The organism is Brevibacillus ruminantium, assembly GCF_023746555.1.
In the GTDB taxonomy this organism is placed as follows: domain Bacteria; phylum Bacillota; class Bacilli; order Brevibacillales; family Brevibacillaceae; genus Brevibacillus; species Brevibacillus ruminantium.
The window spans coordinates 5,304,476-5,320,618 of the sequence record NZ_CP098755.1 but is presented as its reverse complement, the minus strand read 5'-3'; the positions used below and the strand labels follow the sequence as shown (position 1 = coordinate 5,320,618).

The 16,143-nt window shown below is 52.8% G+C and carries 14 protein-coding genes and 1 riboswitch; of the genes, 13 read left to right on the top strand and 1 reads right to left on the bottom strand.

The window, feature by feature from the left end; genetic code table 11:
• The first annotated feature begins 35 nt into the window (after positions 1 to 35).
• The 8 genes from NDK47_RS26050 to NDK47_RS26015 all read left to right on the top strand — a co-directional run bounded on the left by NDK47_RS26050 (position 36) and on the right by NDK47_RS26015 (position 9,908).
• A complete protein-coding gene (locus tag NDK47_RS26050) occupies positions 36 to 1,478 on the top strand; it encodes an NAD(P)/FAD-dependent oxidoreductase (protein WP_251876389.1) in 1,443 nt (480 codons plus the stop codon).
• A 488-nt stretch (positions 1,479 to 1,966) separates the two neighbouring features.
• On the top strand, positions 1,967 to 3,445 hold the full coding sequence (locus NDK47_RS26045; protein WP_251872608.1) for a methyl-accepting chemotaxis protein: 1,479 nt from the start codon (positions 1,967 to 1,969) through the stop codon (positions 3,443 to 3,445).
• A gap of 83 nt (positions 3,446 to 3,528) precedes the next feature.
• Positions 3,529 to 3,649, top strand: a riboswitch (SAM riboswitch).
• Positions 3,650 to 3,839: 190 nt separating this feature from the next.
• The gene (locus tag NDK47_RS26040; RefSeq protein WP_251872607.1) at positions 3,840 to 4,871 is read left to right on the top strand and encodes a BMP family lipoprotein; all 1,032 of its coding nucleotides are present in this window, start codon (positions 3,840 to 3,842) and stop codon (positions 4,869 to 4,871) included.
• 89 nt (positions 4,872 to 4,960) lie between these two features.
• A complete protein-coding gene (locus NDK47_RS26035) occupies positions 4,961 to 6,490 on the top strand; it encodes an ABC transporter ATP-binding protein (protein WP_251872606.1) in 1,530 nt (509 codons plus the stop codon).
• The gene (locus NDK47_RS26030; protein WP_251872605.1) at positions 6,465 to 7,541 is read left to right on the top strand and encodes an ABC transporter permease; all 1,077 of its coding nucleotides are present in this window, start codon (positions 6,465 to 6,467) and stop codon (positions 7,539 to 7,541) included. Before NDK47_RS26035 ends, NDK47_RS26030 begins: the two co-directional genes overlap by 26 nt.
• Positions 7,525 to 8,445, top strand: a complete 921-nt coding sequence (locus NDK47_RS26025) for an ABC transporter permease (protein ID WP_251872604.1) — start codon at positions 7,525 to 7,527, stop codon at positions 8,443 to 8,445. Before NDK47_RS26030 ends, NDK47_RS26025 begins: the two co-directional genes overlap by 17 nt.
• A 76-nt stretch (positions 8,446 to 8,521) precedes the next feature.
• Entirely contained in the window at positions 8,522 to 9,184 is a 663-nt protein-coding gene (locus NDK47_RS26020; RefSeq protein ID WP_251872603.1) for a sulfite oxidase-like oxidoreductase, read from the top strand.
• A 1-nt stretch (position 9,185) separates the two neighbouring features.
• On the top strand, positions 9,186 to 9,908 hold the full coding sequence (locus tag NDK47_RS26015; RefSeq protein ID WP_251872602.1) for a nucleoside phosphorylase: 723 nt from the start codon (positions 9,186 to 9,188) through the stop codon (positions 9,906 to 9,908).
• A gap of 923 nt (positions 9,909 to 10,831) precedes the next feature.
• Here NDK47_RS26015 and NDK47_RS26010 read toward each other — a convergent pair.
• On the bottom strand, positions 10,832 to 11,467 hold the full coding sequence (locus NDK47_RS26010; protein ID WP_251872601.1) for a copper amine oxidase N-terminal domain-containing protein: 636 nt from the start codon (positions 11,465 to 11,467) through the stop codon (positions 10,832 to 10,834).
• A 500-nt stretch (positions 11,468 to 11,967) separates the two neighbouring features.
• Between NDK47_RS26010 and NDK47_RS26005 the strand changes: the two genes are divergently transcribed.
• From NDK47_RS26005 to NDK47_RS25985, 5 genes are all read left to right on the top strand, one after another.
• Positions 11,968 to 12,570 (top strand): glycerol-3-phosphate responsive antiterminator, encoded by a 603-nt coding sequence (locus tag NDK47_RS26005; protein WP_251872600.1) that lies wholly within the window; start codon positions 11,968 to 11,970, stop codon positions 12,568 to 12,570.
• Positions 12,548 to 13,204 (top strand): HAD-IA family hydrolase, encoded by a 657-nt coding sequence (locus NDK47_RS26000; RefSeq protein ID WP_251872599.1) that lies wholly within the window; start codon positions 12,548 to 12,550, stop codon positions 13,202 to 13,204. The genes NDK47_RS26005 and NDK47_RS26000 overlap by 23 nt, the downstream gene beginning before the upstream one ends.
• Before the next feature lie 3 nt (positions 13,205 to 13,207).
• Positions 13,208 to 14,284: an ABC transporter ATP-binding protein gene (locus NDK47_RS25995; RefSeq protein ID WP_251872598.1), complete on the top strand. Its 1,077-nt coding sequence runs from the start codon at positions 13,208 to 13,210 to the stop codon at positions 14,282 to 14,284.
• Positions 14,284 to 15,240 (top strand): carbohydrate ABC transporter permease, encoded by a 957-nt coding sequence (locus NDK47_RS25990; protein WP_407653364.1) that lies wholly within the window; start codon positions 14,284 to 14,286, stop codon positions 15,238 to 15,240. The genes NDK47_RS25995 and NDK47_RS25990 overlap by 1 nt, the downstream gene beginning before the upstream one ends.
• A gap of 61 nt (positions 15,241 to 15,301) precedes the next feature.
• Positions 15,302 to 16,129, top strand: coding sequence for a carbohydrate ABC transporter permease (locus NDK47_RS25985; RefSeq protein WP_251872597.1), 828 nt, complete (start codon positions 15,302 to 15,304; stop codon positions 16,127 to 16,129).
• The last annotated feature ends 14 nt before the right edge of the window (positions 16,130 to 16,143 follow it).

The following is a 16,143-nucleotide window of genomic DNA, read 5'->3' as shown; positions in this document are numbered from 1 at the left end:
TTTTTTATTGCGAGGAGGATATGAACGTGAATAATATGATGAAAAACAATAAGTATGATGTGATTATCGTAGGCGCAGGTCCCGCAGGTATTTTTGCAGCTTACGAGCTTACGCTGAAAGCGCCGCAAGCGAAGGTATTGTTGATTGATAAAGGCCATGATATTTATTCCCGCAGATGCCCGATTTTAGAGGAGAAGATCAAGCTGTGCCCGCCGGCAGCCGGAAAGAAGGAGTTTGCCGGATGCTTGCCTGCTTGCTCGATTACAGCCGGTTTTGGCGGAGCTGGTGCATACAGCGACGGGAAATTTAACATCACCACCGAATTTGGCGGCTGGATGACGGATTATCTGTCTCCATCCCAAGTGCTTGACCTGATCAAATACGTGGATCAAATCAACCTGAAGCACGGGGCTACCACCACGATTACAGACCCGACGACGGAGACGATCAAAAGCATTGAGCAGCGCGGCTATGCAGCCGGGTTGAAGCTCCTGCGGGCAGAAGTTCGTCACCTGGGTACGGAGCAAAACCTGGAGATTCTGAAATCCATCTATGAATATCTGAAAGAACGAATCGACATGCTGTTCAAAACAGAGGTAGAGGACATCCTGACGGTAAAAGGTGAGGACGGACACCGCGTACAAGGCGTCGTATTGAAAAACGGCGAAGAGTATCAGAGTGATTACGTGATGATCGGACCCGGACGCGACGGTTCGGCCTGGTTAACCGGGATTTTGAAAAAGCGCCGGCTGAAAATGTACAACAATCAGGTGGACGTCGGCGTGCGCGTCGAGACGTCAGATGTGGTCATGCGAGAGATCAATGAACATCTGTACGAAGGGAAATTTATCTACAACACTTCGGTGGGCACGCGAGTACGCACCTTCTGCAGCAATCCGTCCGGTCACGTTGTAGTCGAGAACCACAGCGGGGTCATGGCGGCCAATGGTCATGCGTTCAAAGATCCGGCACTCGGGTCACAGAATACCAACTTTGCGCTGCTTGTCTCGCATAAATTTACGGAGCCGTTCGACAAACCGAATGAGTATGCGCGTGAAATCTGCAAACGCGCCAATGATCTGTCCAATGGCGGTGTGATCGTTCAGAAATACGGTGACATCCTGCGCGGCCGCCGTTCCACAGCGTCGCGTATCCGCGAGGGGTTTTTGGAGCCGACCTTGAAGGAAGCGGTACCGGGGGACCTCGGACTGGTTTTGCCTTACAATACGATGAAGAGTCTGATCGAGATGGTGGAAGCACTGGACAAAGTAACGCCAGGGATTGCTTCCGAACACACCCTATTCTATGGGGTGGAGGCGAAATTTTATTCCGCTCGTCCGAAGCTGACGGAGGAGTTTGAGACGGAGGTCAAGGGGCTGTACTGCGGCGGTGACGGCGCCGGAATTACTCGCGGTCTTGCGCAGGCTGGTGCAGCAGGCGTATGGATTGCCCGCAATATCCTGAAAAAGTCTTTGTAATCGAGCGGTCCTGGCGAACGACCGGTTCATAACAACGTAAAAAAGAGGTTGTCTCCTGTCGGCTTTGACGGGGTCGCCTCTTTTTTCTTTCTCTCTCAAACAAACAGGGAGAAACTGTCGCTTTTCAATATCGCTCTGCACTCGCTAAGCGTTGGTCGCCATGATTCCGAGCGCCAAGAGTTGGAATCTGGCGCTCCTTGATTTGCAGCCTGATCTTATTGGACAGGACATGGACAAAGTCACTTCCAGGTTTGAAAAGCTCGCGCAGCGGGAATATCTTCCCTGTCTGGACATCGGCTGTCAGAGCTCCCGCCCCTTTCCCGGATGGTATCCTTTGAGATCACCATCAGCCTATGCCCAGGCAGAGAAAATGGTCAGTAGAACTTTTTTCACACATTTTTACATTATACGTAGTCGTTGGGACTTATCTCGGTCTATAATCATTATAGGAACAATTCTCCAGTATGACAGGCAATGAGGGGGTACATATGATTCGGTTGGTTCGCAACACCTTGACAGACAAGGAAGGCTTCATGATCTTTATTCTTTGGAATCATCTTTGGGTTGCGGGTTGGATCGCGTACCAGATGGACGTGAATTTTTGGCAAATCACTTCCCTGGGATTGTTGGTAACGCTGATCGTTTCCCCGTTTTATTTTATTCGGAAAGACAGCTACATCATTCGCTATCTGGTGGGGACGGGACTGCTTTATTACTCTATCGCCTTTGACCACTTTACTTCCTTTCAGGAGATCTCTTTCCTGGCCTTTATTGTCCTCGGTTTTCTGGCAGCCTACCTGGACTGGAAGCTGATCGTAACCGCAGGAATTGCGCAAATTGTGGCAACTCTCGTTGGATTTTACACCGGTTATTACCAGTTGTTTGACGGTGTGGTTACCGAGGTCAATCTGCTTTTGCGCATCGTCGCTTTCATTTTGATGATTGCTGGGCTGACGTATCTCTGTCTGGCTGGACAAGCAACCCTTTCCATCGCAAATCGGGCGAGACAGGAAGCCGAAGAAAAAGAACTTCGACTGGTTGAATTGCTGCGCGATATCAAGCTGGTCACAGAGCAGGTGGAACGCACTACCGAGCATGTCCACGAACACGCTGAGACAACCAAGCGCAATACAGATGACATGATGATCGCCTTTAAAGAAGTAGCGACAGGGATGGAGTCTCAGGCTAACTCCACGGTGAAAATTGAGGAAGAGGTACAGTCTATCGATCAGGAAATCGTGACGGTGAACCAGCAAGCGAACGTGATGAAGGTAGAAGCCGATCAAAACAGTCGCCGTCTGGCTGAGAGCATCAGCATGATGACGGAGCTGTCACGGCAGATGGAGCAAATCGTAGGGGCTGTTACGGTTGCCTCCTCTACCATTCGGGAATTGAACCGGCAGGCCAATCGGGTGGAGGAAATCGTCCAAACGATTAATCAGATTGCGACCCAGACCAACCTGCTTGCCTTGAACGCCGCGATTGAGTCAGCCCGTGCAGGCGAGCACGGAAGAGGCTTCGCTGTCGTAGCGGATGAAGTGCGAAAGCTGGCCGAGCAAAGTGCGACAGCAACGCAGGAAATTGCCGAGATCCTGCAATCCTTGCACCAAGAGAGCGAAAACGCTGTGAAACACATGAGCACCGGGGAAACATCCGTGGCAAAAGGACAGGAGCTGGCAGTGGAAACCGTGGCATCCATCGAGACAGTGCGTGCAGGAATGGAGTCTTTCCTGGAGGCGGTCGAACATGTCCGCACCAGCATGGATCAGGTAAAGCTCCGTTCCGGAGAAGTAGCTGCAGAGATGTCTACGATTACGGCTGTCACCGAGGAATCGGTTGCCAATCTGGAGGAATTGTTTGCCACAGCGGAGAACCAGCATCAAAAAATGCGGGAGATCACAGAGGAAATTGGCGAACTGAATGCATTGTCCCTGAAGCTGAAGCAATCCTTTCAGCGACAATCCTAATTGTTTCAATTGCGAAAAAAGAATTGCTTTTTCCTTTCGTTCTGCTAGAATAAGTTCAGCATCTAATTAAATAGTTTCACCTTACCTTATCAAGAGCGGCGGAGGGACTGGCCCGATGAAGCCCGGCAACCAATGTACAGGATTGTTTCCTGTACAGAAAGGTGCCAATTCCTGCAGAACCCACAGGGTTTTGACAGATGAGGAAGAGGTTCGCGATATACAGCCAACTCTTCCTCCGGGAAGAGTTTTTTTGTTGAGAGGAGGTATTGACGAACATTATTTATAAAATATATAATAATGTTCGGATTTGAAAATATTTCAACCAGTGTGAACCGCAATATTCTTTCAAGAGACATAAAAAATACGAAGGTGTTTGGATAGGAGAGTAGACATCATGAAAAAGTTATTACTGGCATTGACGACATTTGCTGTGCTGGCAGCCGGATGCGGGACAGGCGGAACCGCCACCGATGACAAAGGACAAGCCCAGGCAGGCGGACAAGATGCTCCGAAAAAACGCATCGCCCTGGTGCTTCCCGAAAAAATTGGCGTCAACCCGTTTTTCCAGCAGATGGATGACGGTGCGAAAAAAGCGGCGCAAGAATTCGGGGTAGACGTCAAGACAATCGAATCCACGGACCACGGAGCCATTGAAGAAAATATCCGAGTGGCTGTGGCGGAAAAATACGACTTGATTATCACCTCTTCCTTTGAAGCAGAAGATGCACTGAAAAAGGTGGCGACTGAAAACCCTGACCGCAGCTTTGCGATCATTGATACACAAGTGGATCTGCCCAATGTCCGGAGCGTCATGTTCCGCGAACAGGAAGCTGCCTATCTGGTAGGAGCAGCAGCAGGACTGGCAACCAAAACGAACAAGGTCGGCATCGTCGCCGCCATGGATATTCCGATCCTGAAAAAATGGACAGGCGGTTTTCAGGAAGGGCTGAAAGCAACCAATCCGAATGCAGAAGTGCAAATCAACTATGTCGGCAGCTTCAGCGACCCGGCAAAAGCGAAAGAATTGGCTCTCCTGCAAGCATCGAAGGGCGCAGACTTCATCTATGGCGCAGCAGCAGTTGGCGATCTCGGTGTGTTTGAAGCTGCCAAAGAAAAAGGCTTTTACACATCCGGTCAGGACGTAGATCGTACCAACATCGATCCGGAGCATATCGTTCTTTCGCAGCTGAAAGGGACTGACTCTGCAGTGTATGAGACAGTGAAGGCTTTTGTGGATGGAACTCTGCAGCCTGGCGTTGTCGCCTATGGATTGAAAGAAAACGGTGTGGGACTGACCTATGTGACGCACGACAGCCCGACTCCGCTGAATCCGTTTATTGGTGAAGAGATCGTGAACAAGGTAAAAGCGATCAAAGATGAGATCGTGGCCGGTACGCGCACAGTAACCGACCCGTTGAAGCAATAAGGGAAGCAGTTGATAAACGGAAACCGACTACATGCCAGTAGTCGGTTTCCCTATTCTGCCGAGGAGACGAGCAAAGGAGGGGGAAGCCTGTGACGATTCGATTGGAAATGCGGAACATGACCAAGCGGTATGGTGACTTTACCGCGAATGACAGCGTCTCGTTTACGCTGAAAGAAGGAGAAGTCCATGCCATCGTCGGGGAAAACGGGGCAGGAAAAACGACGCTAATGCGCATGCTCTACGGGATGGAGCAACCGACTTCGGGCGAGATCGTGGTGAACGGCAAGGCAGTAGCTTTCCGCGGCCCTGAGGACGCCATTCGGCAGGGGATCGGCATGGTCCACCAGCACTTCATGCTGTTTGCCGACTTTACGGTGGCTGAAAATATCGTGATCGGCTACGAACCAAAGCATAGAGGGCTGTTTCAGCGCAAGGAGGCCGTCCAGGCTGTCCGCTCTTTGAGTGAGCGTTACCGGATTCCGATTGATGAGCATGCGAAGGTATCTGCTTGTTCAGTCGGAGAGCAGCAGCGGGTAGAGATTCTCAAGGTGCTTTACCAGGGGGCCGACATTATTGTGCTGGACGAACCTACAGCCGTGCTGACACCGCTGGAGGTAAAGGAATTGCTGCAAACGATCCGCCATCTGGCCGAAAGCGGCAAAAGCGTCATTCTGATTACGCACAAGCTGCAGGAGGTCATGGAGGTAGCTGACCGGATCACGGTGCTGCGAGGCGGACGTGTAACCGGGACCGTTTCCCGGCAGGAGACCAATACAGATGATCTGGCCCGTCTGATGGTGGGGCGCGACCTTCAGCAGCTAAGCGAACGGGTACGTTTGGAGGGTCGACCGCTTCTGCAGGTAAAGGGCGTGACCGTGCGGGAGAAACAGACGCTGCTGGAAGATGTGTCGTTTACTGTCCACCACAGGGAGATTGTCGGGATTGCCGGGGTTTCGGGCAACGGACAATCCGAGCTGTTGGAGGCGATCACCGGACTGCGCTCCGTGTCAGCTGGCAGCATCCGTTTGGGAGAGAAAGAGACGACTGATCTGTCGGTGGCGGCCATTCGCGAGGCGGGATTGGCGCATATCCCCGAAGACCGGTATCTGTGGGGGACGGCCAAACTGGAGTCGGTAGAAGAAAACGCACTGATGGGGTATCAGCGAAAGCCGGAATACAATCGACGCGGAATCATCCAACGGACTGCGTTTCGCCGTCTGGTGGAGAAGTGGGTGGAGCAGTTTGCGATCAAGACAGGCTCCCTTCACTTGAAGGAGTTGGCCGGCAACCTCTCCGGCGGAAATCTGCAAAAGCTGATCGTCGCCCGGGAGCTGGGACAGAAAACTCCACTTTTGATCGCAGCCGAGCCGACGCGGGGCGTCGACATCGGGGCGATGGAATACATCCATCAGGCGCTTTTGGAGAAGCGAAACGCAGGAGACGGCATCCTCCTGGTTTCGTCAGAATTGACAGAGATTCTGGCGTTGTCGGATCGGATTCTGGTGATGTACAAAGGAAAAATTGCCGGTGAGTTGAAGCGTTCTGAAGCGACCGAAGAGAAACTCAGCGTGTTGATGGCAGGAGGAAGCATTCATGGAAGCAATCAAGCAGCTATCTAAGTCGCTGGTGCAACCGCTGTTGGCTGTCGTCATCGGCTTGTTGACAGGAGCGATTTTCATCGCCGCTGTTGGCGAATCGATTCTCGGCACCTATCAGGAGATGTGGAAGGGCGCTTTTGGCAGCTTTTACTTCCTCACCTCGACGTTGGCCCGGGCCACACCGATCATGCTGATCGCACTTGGCCTCTCGCTTGCTTTTCGGGCCGGTGTGTTCAATCTGGGAGCGGAAGGGCAAATGGTGTGCGGAGCGATTAGCGCTACATTGGTCGCCCTTTACCTGCCCGCCCCCGGCTTGGTGAAAATGCTTGCCGCACTGGTGACAGGTGTATTGGCCGGCGGGCTCTGGTCGCTTTTTGCCGGTTATCTGGAAGCGAAGTTTCGGATTCAGTTACTCATATCCTCTCTGCTGCTCAACTACGTGGCTGTCCTATTTGCCAGCTACCTGGTAAGCGACCCGTTTCAGGATAAAACCGGTTCGGCGGCAATGCCGCAGACACCGATGCTGGAGAAAAGCGTCTGGCTGCCCAAGCTATTTCCAGGGATGAGTGTCCACGCAGGCTTCCTGTTTGCACTGGCAGCAGCCCTGTTGATCTTTTTTGTCATCCGGTTCACGGCATTTGGCTACGAAGTGAAAATGCTGGGGCAAAATCCGTTCTTTTCCCGGTACGGCGGGGTTAACCGAGTGCGTGTGATGCTGACCAGCATGTTTTTGAGCGGCGGTCTCGCTGGTCTTGCCGGCACAGTAGAAGTCTTGGGCTCGCATTACCGTTATGTAGAAGGAGCGCTGACGGTTCCCAACTTTGCATGGACGGGCTTGATGGCTACGCTCTTGGCCAATTCTCATCCGATTGGCGTGATCTTTACTTCGCTGCTTCTGGCTGCGCTGCAGACGGGGGCGATGGGTGTGGAGCGAAATACGGAGGTGCCGCTGGAGCTGGCCAGTGTGATACAGGCGGTATTGATATTGTTTATCTCTGCGAAATTTACGTACAGCTGGTGGAAAAATCGCAAGAGCAAGAGGAGGGAGTCACAACATGGGAGAGCTGCTTGATTGGTCCCTCGTTAGTTCCACGATACGGATGGTGACGCCGATTTTGCTCGCTGCGCTGGGCGGCGCGCTCTGCTCGCGAGTCGGTGTCTTCAATGTCGGTCTGGAAGGACTGATTTTGGTAGGCGCGTTTTCGGCGATCGTCGGCAACCATTTTACAGGAAGCCTGGTTCTCGCTGTGCTGTTTGCGGCTGCTGTGACTGTGCTTTTCTCGCTCTTGTTTGCTTACATGACCATTGGCCTGAGAGCCAATGAAATTGTCGTGGGGGTAGCGATCAACTTTTTGGCGCTCGGTCTGACGACGTTTGCGCTGCGCGCCGTCTTTGATGTAAAAGGAGCGTTTTACGATAAGGATATGGCTGGGCTGCCGCAGCTCAAGCTTCCGCTGATCGGTGATGTTCCCGTGCTGGGAGAGGTGTTATCCGGCCACTCGCCGCTTGTCTATCTTGCCTTTCTCATTGCCATTTTGCTTCATCTTTTCTTTACGCGTACGGTGACCGGCTTCCGGGTCTTGGCGGTCGGGATGAACCACACCGCTGCGCGCAGCATTGGCCTCAAGGTGACCCGGCTGCAAGTGCTGGCGATAGCCATGTGCGGAGTGCTGTGCGGAATGGCGGGGGCACAGCTTTCCCTGGGACAGGTCACCATGTTTTCCGAAGGGATGACGGCGGGCCGCGGCTTTATCGCACTGGTGGCGATGATGCTGGGACAGTCTCACCCGCTGGGGATTCTGGCTTCCAGCTTCCTGTTTGGACTGATGGACGCGCTGAGCATCCGTCTGCAAGGCTTTTCTCTGCCGACACAGTTTACCGCGATGCTGCCTTATGTACTGACCATTCTGGCGATGTTCTTCCTGAAGGACAAAGGCGCCTCATCCGCGAGCTCTAGCCAGCAAAGTACGAGATAGCGTTGCCAAGTTCGTGCTGAACGAGAAAACACTGCGGAGGAATCGACAGATTTGACAGCAGAAGGGAGTTACTCAGATGAACAAAGCAGAGCGAATCAAACGCATGAAGGTGCCGACCGTCGATCCCGCCCTGGCCGAAAGACTGCCGCCAGGACAGGTGCTGACCGAGCGCTTTCCGATTTTGCACGAGGGTGAGGTACCGAACTACGATCTGGAGACGTGGACGCTGCGGGTGTTTGGCGAGGTTGACCGGGAAGTCACCCTGCGCTATGAGGAGCTTCTCGCTATGCCGCAAAGTATGCTTACCTGCGACATTCATTGTGTCACGCGCTGGTCCCGTTTTGGCAACCGCTTTGAGGGCATCCGTTTTCGCGATTTCCTCGCAGCGATTGGCGTAAAACCTCGCGGCTCCTACGTGATGCTGCACGGAGATCACGGGTATACGGCCAATCTGGCACTCTCCGATCTGGATCGGGATGATATCCTGCTGGCGCATTCCTTTGAGGGCGAGCCATTGACAGAAAAGCACGGATGGCCGCTGCGGCTGATCGTCCCTCATCTGTATTTCTGGAAAAGTGTAAAATGGCTGCGAGGCATTGAGTTTATGACGGAAAACAAGCCCGGCTTTTGGGAGCAAAACGGCTTTCACCTAAACGGCGACCCCTTCCTTGAGGAGCGGTTCTCCGGTGAGGCACTGCCGATCCCGGAAGATGAATGGGAGAAAAAGGAGTTTGATTGAGATGCTGCCTAACCTGAAAATTGACCCCAAAGAATTGCCCGAGCGCGTCATCGTTTGCGGTGATCCGAAGCGTGCAGTCCGCATCGCTTCTCTCCTGGAGGAGCATGCTCTGGTCGCGGAAAACCGCGAGTACCACAGCTACAAAGGGAAGTGGAACGGTACCGAGGTGGCGGTGGTCAGTCACGGCGTCGGCTCGCCGGGAGCGGCCGTCTGCTTTGAAGAGCTGGCCAAAGGCGGGGTAAAAACCATTATTCGCGTGGGTACCGCTGGCTCCTATCAAAAGGAGATCGAGCCCGGCAGTCTAGTCATCAGCTCTGCCGCAGTGCGTCAGGATGGATTGACCAGCCAGTTGGTTCCTCCTGGATTCCCGGCATTGGCGAATCGCCATGTCGTCGACGCTTTGGCCGCAGCGGCTGAGAACCACAATACGGGCCTTACTGTAGCAGAAGGAATCACGCTGACGCTGGATGTATTCTACAGCGGCGTGGTAGAATTTCCGCATAAGCTCTACCAAAAGGCGGGTGTGTTGGCCGTCGAGATGGAGAATTCCGCGCTGTTTGTCATCTCTGCTCTGCGCGGCATGCGGGCGGGTTCCATCCTGGCCATCGATGGTTACGCTGATGCCGACCTGCTGGAGACGTATGATCCGCATACGGAATCTACACAAAAGGCGATCGAGGCAGAGGCGCGGATTGCGCTGGATGCAGTTGTGGCTGTGAAGTAAAGCTGGCTTCTCATATAGATAAGGTTGAATAGGCATGAAGCAGATTGCGAAGCCGTCAGGCTTCAAAGGCGATCTGCTTCTTTTTTATTGATAAAAGCTTATCACTTTGCAGGTTACACAAACTCGTATCGGTACTCGGCATTACATTTTCAAACTCGTGGGAACGGGGCTGCAGTGAGAAGAAGCATGTTTCCCTGCTAAGCTCCGTATTCCACCCGCAAGGGGGCATACACTGTCCGCTCCGGGGAGATTCGCGGGGATCGCAAAAGCAGTACAGCTTCGAGGTCATCCCAAGGTTGCGCTCCTTAATCCCGCGAACCCCCCTCCGCTGGGGCAGGGCTCCACAGTCGCATCGCAGGGAAACATGCTTCTTCTCGATACCGTTTCTTATTAAAAAACTGTGAGTGAAAGCTGCGGTGCGTTTGCTTCTGCAAAGGCGGCCGGATTAATCGTAAAAATGAACAAAGAAGTAGGCAACCAGATAAGCATTTCTCTTTCGCAATTTTAAAATGATAGAAGAGAAATCAGTTCATACAAATGACGGGACTTAACGATGGACGCAATATTTCCCAAATGTATGAAAGGTATGTCGCTTGATTTTTTGAGAAATGATCTTGCTTTTCCTCATTTGAAATCAGGGAAGAGGCAGTATGTGCGGAGAAGAATCATGTTTCCCTGCGGTGCGACTGCGTAGCCCAGCTCAGCGGAGCAGTGGATGGCGGGAAACAGGGCCGCAACCTTGGGATGACCACGGAGCGAAACGGCTTTTGCGGACCCCGGCCAGCCGCTGTGGAGCGGACAGTGAATCCCCATGCAGGGCGGAGTACGGAGCCAAGCAGGGAAACATGATTCTTCCCACAATGGCCCCGTAGCACGATATTTCATCTTGGCGAACCCAGATAATCCGACCCTCACGTAAAAAACTACCAGGGATTGATCCGGACGACGGAAAGATTCTCTTTGCGCAATGTATTGAATGCCTCTTCCAGCTTGTCTTGCAAAGGCTGGTCGGAAGTGTGTGGCACATAAAAAACAAGCACATTCTCAATGGCAAAAACATAGGGCAAAATCATATCAGCTCTGTCCCGTATCTGCTGGAAATCCTGGAGCGCCTTTTCACGATCCTTGATCGTAGGGAATTGATAAATGTGGATGTGCTGGTACGTACCATTTCGATAGCTCACAGGTGTCGTTTGATTTAAGAGAAAATACGAATCTTTTGATTTTGGTGGAAGAAGTGAAATCTTATTCGCTTTTAATGTTTCAACAATTTTATCAGCAGTAGTATGAGCTTCGGTTACTTTTTGGTCAATGTGAATCACATTACTCTCTTCATCCCACTTCACGCTGTATCCCAAATACTCACTGACAAATCGCAGGGGAACATATGCAGTGCCATTGTAAAGAAACGGCTTTTGTGCAGAGTGTACGGAAACCTGATTAACTTTCACGTCATTAATGCTGTACGAGACTTCAATAACTTTTCCAATCGCACCACTCACTTGCATCGACCCAAACAAGATGGCTCCAATAATAAATCCACTAACAAATCGCTTCATCGCACAATCCTCCTTTGTAGTAGTCAGAAACGAATGAGCATGATTAACCATAAGAACGTAATGGGAAAATATGTATGATTCGGTACAGCAATAATAGTCTCACGATGTGATCTTGTCAAACGAGTATACGAACTGATTCAAGCATCCTGCAGTGAGCCGCCTCATCAATAAGAAATGATCTTGCTTTTCCTCATTTGAAATCAGGGAAGAGGCAATATGTACGGAGCCAAGCAGGGAAACATGATTCTTCCCCCAATGGCCACGTAGCACGATATTTCATCTTGGCAGTTATGCTTTTACAAAATTCTTGAAAAACGTTAACACTCCTTTCACACAGCCTTAACCCATAAACAGTACCATTCTAACTAACAAGTGAATAAATCGATCGGTTGGAGCCCTGGAGAAACCCCCGACATTCATTTCCAAGCACTTTCATCTTGAAGTCTTTGGCATTTGTTTTGTCGCGGGTTTTTTTGTTGTGGATAAGGAGGCGAGCCGGTGTGAAACAAACAGAGTTTTACCAGCGGTTGGGCAGGCAGAAAATGATTGCCTCGGTCAAAGAGGCCAAGTATCTGGAACGAGCCGCGGAAGCAGAGGTGAGTGCGGTGGTTCTCTCTACGGGAAACATCGGGGTGATCAAGCGCTACGTGGACCTGTTCAAGAGTCGCGATGTTCCTGTTTTTCTTCATCTGGAGCGTATTGGCGGGATTAGCTATGACCGGGAAGGGGTGGCTTTCGTCGCCCACTATGTCAAACCGGACGGGATCGTCACCACGCGCAATACACTGGTCAAGCTGGCGAAAAAAGAGGGGCTTCTGACGATTCAACGCCTTTTCCTGGTGGACAGCGACGCGCTCCGTTCCGGCCTGCAGTCTGTCAAGGAAACACAGCCGGATGCGGTGGAGCTGATGCCCGCGCTGCTGCCGGAATTCATCGCGGAGTACGCGCAGGAGCTGGGACAAACCCCGATCATCGCCGGCGGTCTGATCCGCAAGCGGGAACAGATGGAGCTTGCCTTGCACTACGGAGCCGCAGCCGTCTCTGTGGGCAGCTATTCATTATGGAAGGAGTGTCTTGCTGATGTATCCATGCCTGTTGTTTGACCTGGACGGAACCTTGCTGGACAGCAGAGAAGCGGTGATTGACGCGGTGGCGCATACTGCCGAACGATTTGCCCCGGGACGATTTAGCCGGCATGATCTGGTGTGGCGTTTTGGGGAGTCCTTTGATGATTTCCTGGCAGCGGCAGCCGGTGAGGAGTATGACCGCAAAGCAGTGATGGACACCTATCTTTCCTATGTACGCGCCCATCACAACGATCATGTCCGCCTGTTTCCGCGTGTGAGCGAGGAGCTGGGGCGTTTGCGGGATGCCGGTTTCCGACTCGGCGTCGTGACAAACAAACAGCGGGAATTCGCGGTCGCCGGCCTGGAGCTGGCGGAAATTGCCGGGCTGTTTGAGGTTGTTGTCGCAGTGGATGACGTATCGCGCGGCAAACCATCGGGAGAACCGATTGAGAAGGCGCTAACCCTGATGGGGATGGAGCCGGAAGAGGCACTGATGGTGGGAGACAGCCGGTATGACGTCCTCGCTGCGGTGGGTGCGGGAGTCCGATCCGTTGTACTGGAGTGGTACGGTCCCCAGGAGTGGAATTACATTGCGCCGGATTACCGGTTTGCCGATATCCGCAGCTTTGCGGATGAGATGTTGGCCGTCAAGGCGCAGGGAGGGGAATGACAGATGGCACAGGTGGTATTGAAGCAAGTAAGCAAAGCGTTTCAGAACCAAAGCGTGGTCAAAGGTCTTGACCTGGTCATCCCGGATGGTTCCTTTACCGTACTGGTGGGGCCGTCCGGATGCGGGAAGTCGACGACCCTGCGGATGATTGCCGGGCTGGAAGAGGCGACAGGCGGAGAGATTTTGATCGGAGAGCAGTCTGTCAATCACGTGCCGCCCGGAAAAAGGGATGTGGCTATGGTTTTTCAAAACTACGCCCTGTATCCCACCATGAGCGTCTACGACAACATTGCGTACGGTCTTCGAAACCGCGGTTACTCCAAAAAGGATTGCCAGGTGCTGGTCGCGGAGATCGCCGGGGTGGTGGGTTTGTCCGACTATCTGAAGCGGAAGCCTTCGCAGCTTTCCGGCGGACAGAGGCAGCGCGTAGCACTGGCGCGGGCCATGGTGAAGAAGCCGGAGGTTTTTCTCATGGATGAACCGCTCTCCAATCTGGATGCCAAGCTGCGCAACCAGATGCGGGTGGAGCTGACCAGCCTGCACAAACAGCTGGGAAGCACCTTTATCTACGTCACGCATGATCAGGTGGAAGCGATGACGATGGGCGACCAGATTGTGGTCATGAACGAAGGACGGATCATGCAGGTAGCAGCCCCGATGGAATTATATCAGGAGCCGGAAAACCTGTTCGTCGCTCAGTTTATCGGTTCACCCGCGATGAATATTGTGCCGGCGAATGACAGTGAGGGTGAGCTGTGGGGTTTTCGCCCGGAAAAAGCGACGATTCAGCACACGGGAGTCTCCCCGGTTTCAGCTGCAGAAGGGATGAGCTTGCAGGGAAGGATCGTATCCCGCGAGATTCTTGGTTCGGATGCCCTCTACCATATCGAGACCGACAAAGGGCAAATCGTGGTGAAAACAGATACGGAATCGTTGATGAATACAGGTGTGACTGTGCATGTCACAGTGGCGCAGAGCAGCATCTATGTATTTGATCGCCTCACCGGACAGCGGATCAGGCGTGTAAAAACGGAAGAGCGGCGGCCTGTGCAGCCTGTGCTGGCTGGAGGGGTGGTTTGATGCGAAAAGCGGTGGCCATGCGCGAGATTGCGGCCCCCGAACCGGGGGCGATTGCCGGGGCAGGAGCCAAGGCAGGGATGTCAGATTTGCTGCACACCCTTCGCCCTTATCTGTACATTACACCCGCGCTCGCGTTTTTCGGTGCCTTTTTCTTCTTTCCGATTGCCTATGTCATCTACTTGTCCTTTTTTGATTGGTCCCTGCTAAATCTGGAGGAAATCGAGTGGGTGGGGCTGGCGAACTTCGGGGAGGTTCTCCGGGACAGCGATTTTCGCCAAGTGCTGGGAAACACGATCATGTATACGTTCAGCACCGTACTGCTGGGAATCGGCATCGCCTTTTTCCTCGCTCTCTGGCTCAATCGCCAGGCGAAAATCTTTGGATTTATCCAGGCAGCGGTGTTCAGCCCGCATATTATCTCGCTGGTGTCCGTCGCGATGCTCTGGATGTGGCTGATGGACCCGCAGTACGGCCTGCTCAATGCCATCCTGGAGTTCTTCGGACTGCCTGCCTATAGCTGGCTGGCAGATACCAACAGCGCGCTGCTCTCGCTCATCCTGGTCAGCGTCTGGAAGGTAGTCGGGTACAATACGATCGTGTTTATTGCCGGGCTGCAAAGCATACCTAAAGATATCTACGAAGCGGCTTCGCTGGACCGCTTCCCCTGGTGGCGAACACTGACCCGGATTACGATCCCGATGCTTTCGCCGACGATCTTCTTTTTGCTGGTGATCAATACGATTTCGTCCTTTCAGGTCTTTGACACGATTTACATCATGACACAGGGCGGGCCCGTCAACAGCACCAATATGCTCGTGTTCTACATCTACGAGCAAGGGATCGATTTTTACAACGGCGGCATCGCTTCGGCAGCGTCCGTGATCCTTTTGGGGATGATCGGCGTGCTTACCATGCTGCATTTTCGACTGATGGAAAAACGCGTTCATTATCGCTGATCCCTCGTAAATAGATGGACGAGCAAATGGATCATCCCATAGACGAAAGGAGGGGACAACATTGCGACAAGCTGGTACGACGGCGTGGAAAACAATAGAAGGGATTCTGCTCATCGCTGTAGCTCTGGTCTTCGTGTTTCCGTTTCTCTGGATGTTTCTCACTGCGTTTAAAACCATGCCGGAGGTTTACCAATTCCCTCCCACGTGGCTGCCGGAGTCCTGGCAATTTCAGAATTTCCAGACCGCCTGGAGATCAGGGCCCTTTCTCACCTACGTATGGAACAGCTTTCTCGTAGCGGGCGGGATTCTTGTTCTGCAGCTGCTCACCGGGGTGCCTGCGGCCTATGCATTTGCCCGCTACCGTTTTCGCGGCAAAGAGGCGCTGTTTGCTCTCACCCTGATTGCGCTGATGATTCCCGCACAGGTCATTTTTCTGCCGGTCTACGTAGAGCTTAGCCATTGGGGGCTGGTCAACACCTTGTGGGCTTTGATTCTGCCCTACGGTGCGAGTGCGTTTGGCATCTTTTTGCTGCGGCAGTCGTTCATGCAGGTGCCGGATGAAGTGATCGAAGCCGCCCGGCTGGACAATGCCTCGGAGTGGAAAATCATGTGGACCATTATGGTGCCGATGGCGAAGCCGGTCCTTGTCACCTTTGGTCTGTTCAGCTTCATCTACCACTGGAACGACTATTTCTGGCCGCTGATCATGACCAACAGCCAGGAAGTGCGAACACTACCCATCGGGATTTCCATGCTGAAGGCGGTGGAGGGCGGAAAACAGTGGAATGTGATCATGGCGGGCAATATGATTCTCGTCTTCCCGATCCTGCTCATCTTCTTCTTCGCACAACGGCACATTATCAGGGCATTTGTCTATCAATCCAAGTAAACCAGGGAGTTTTC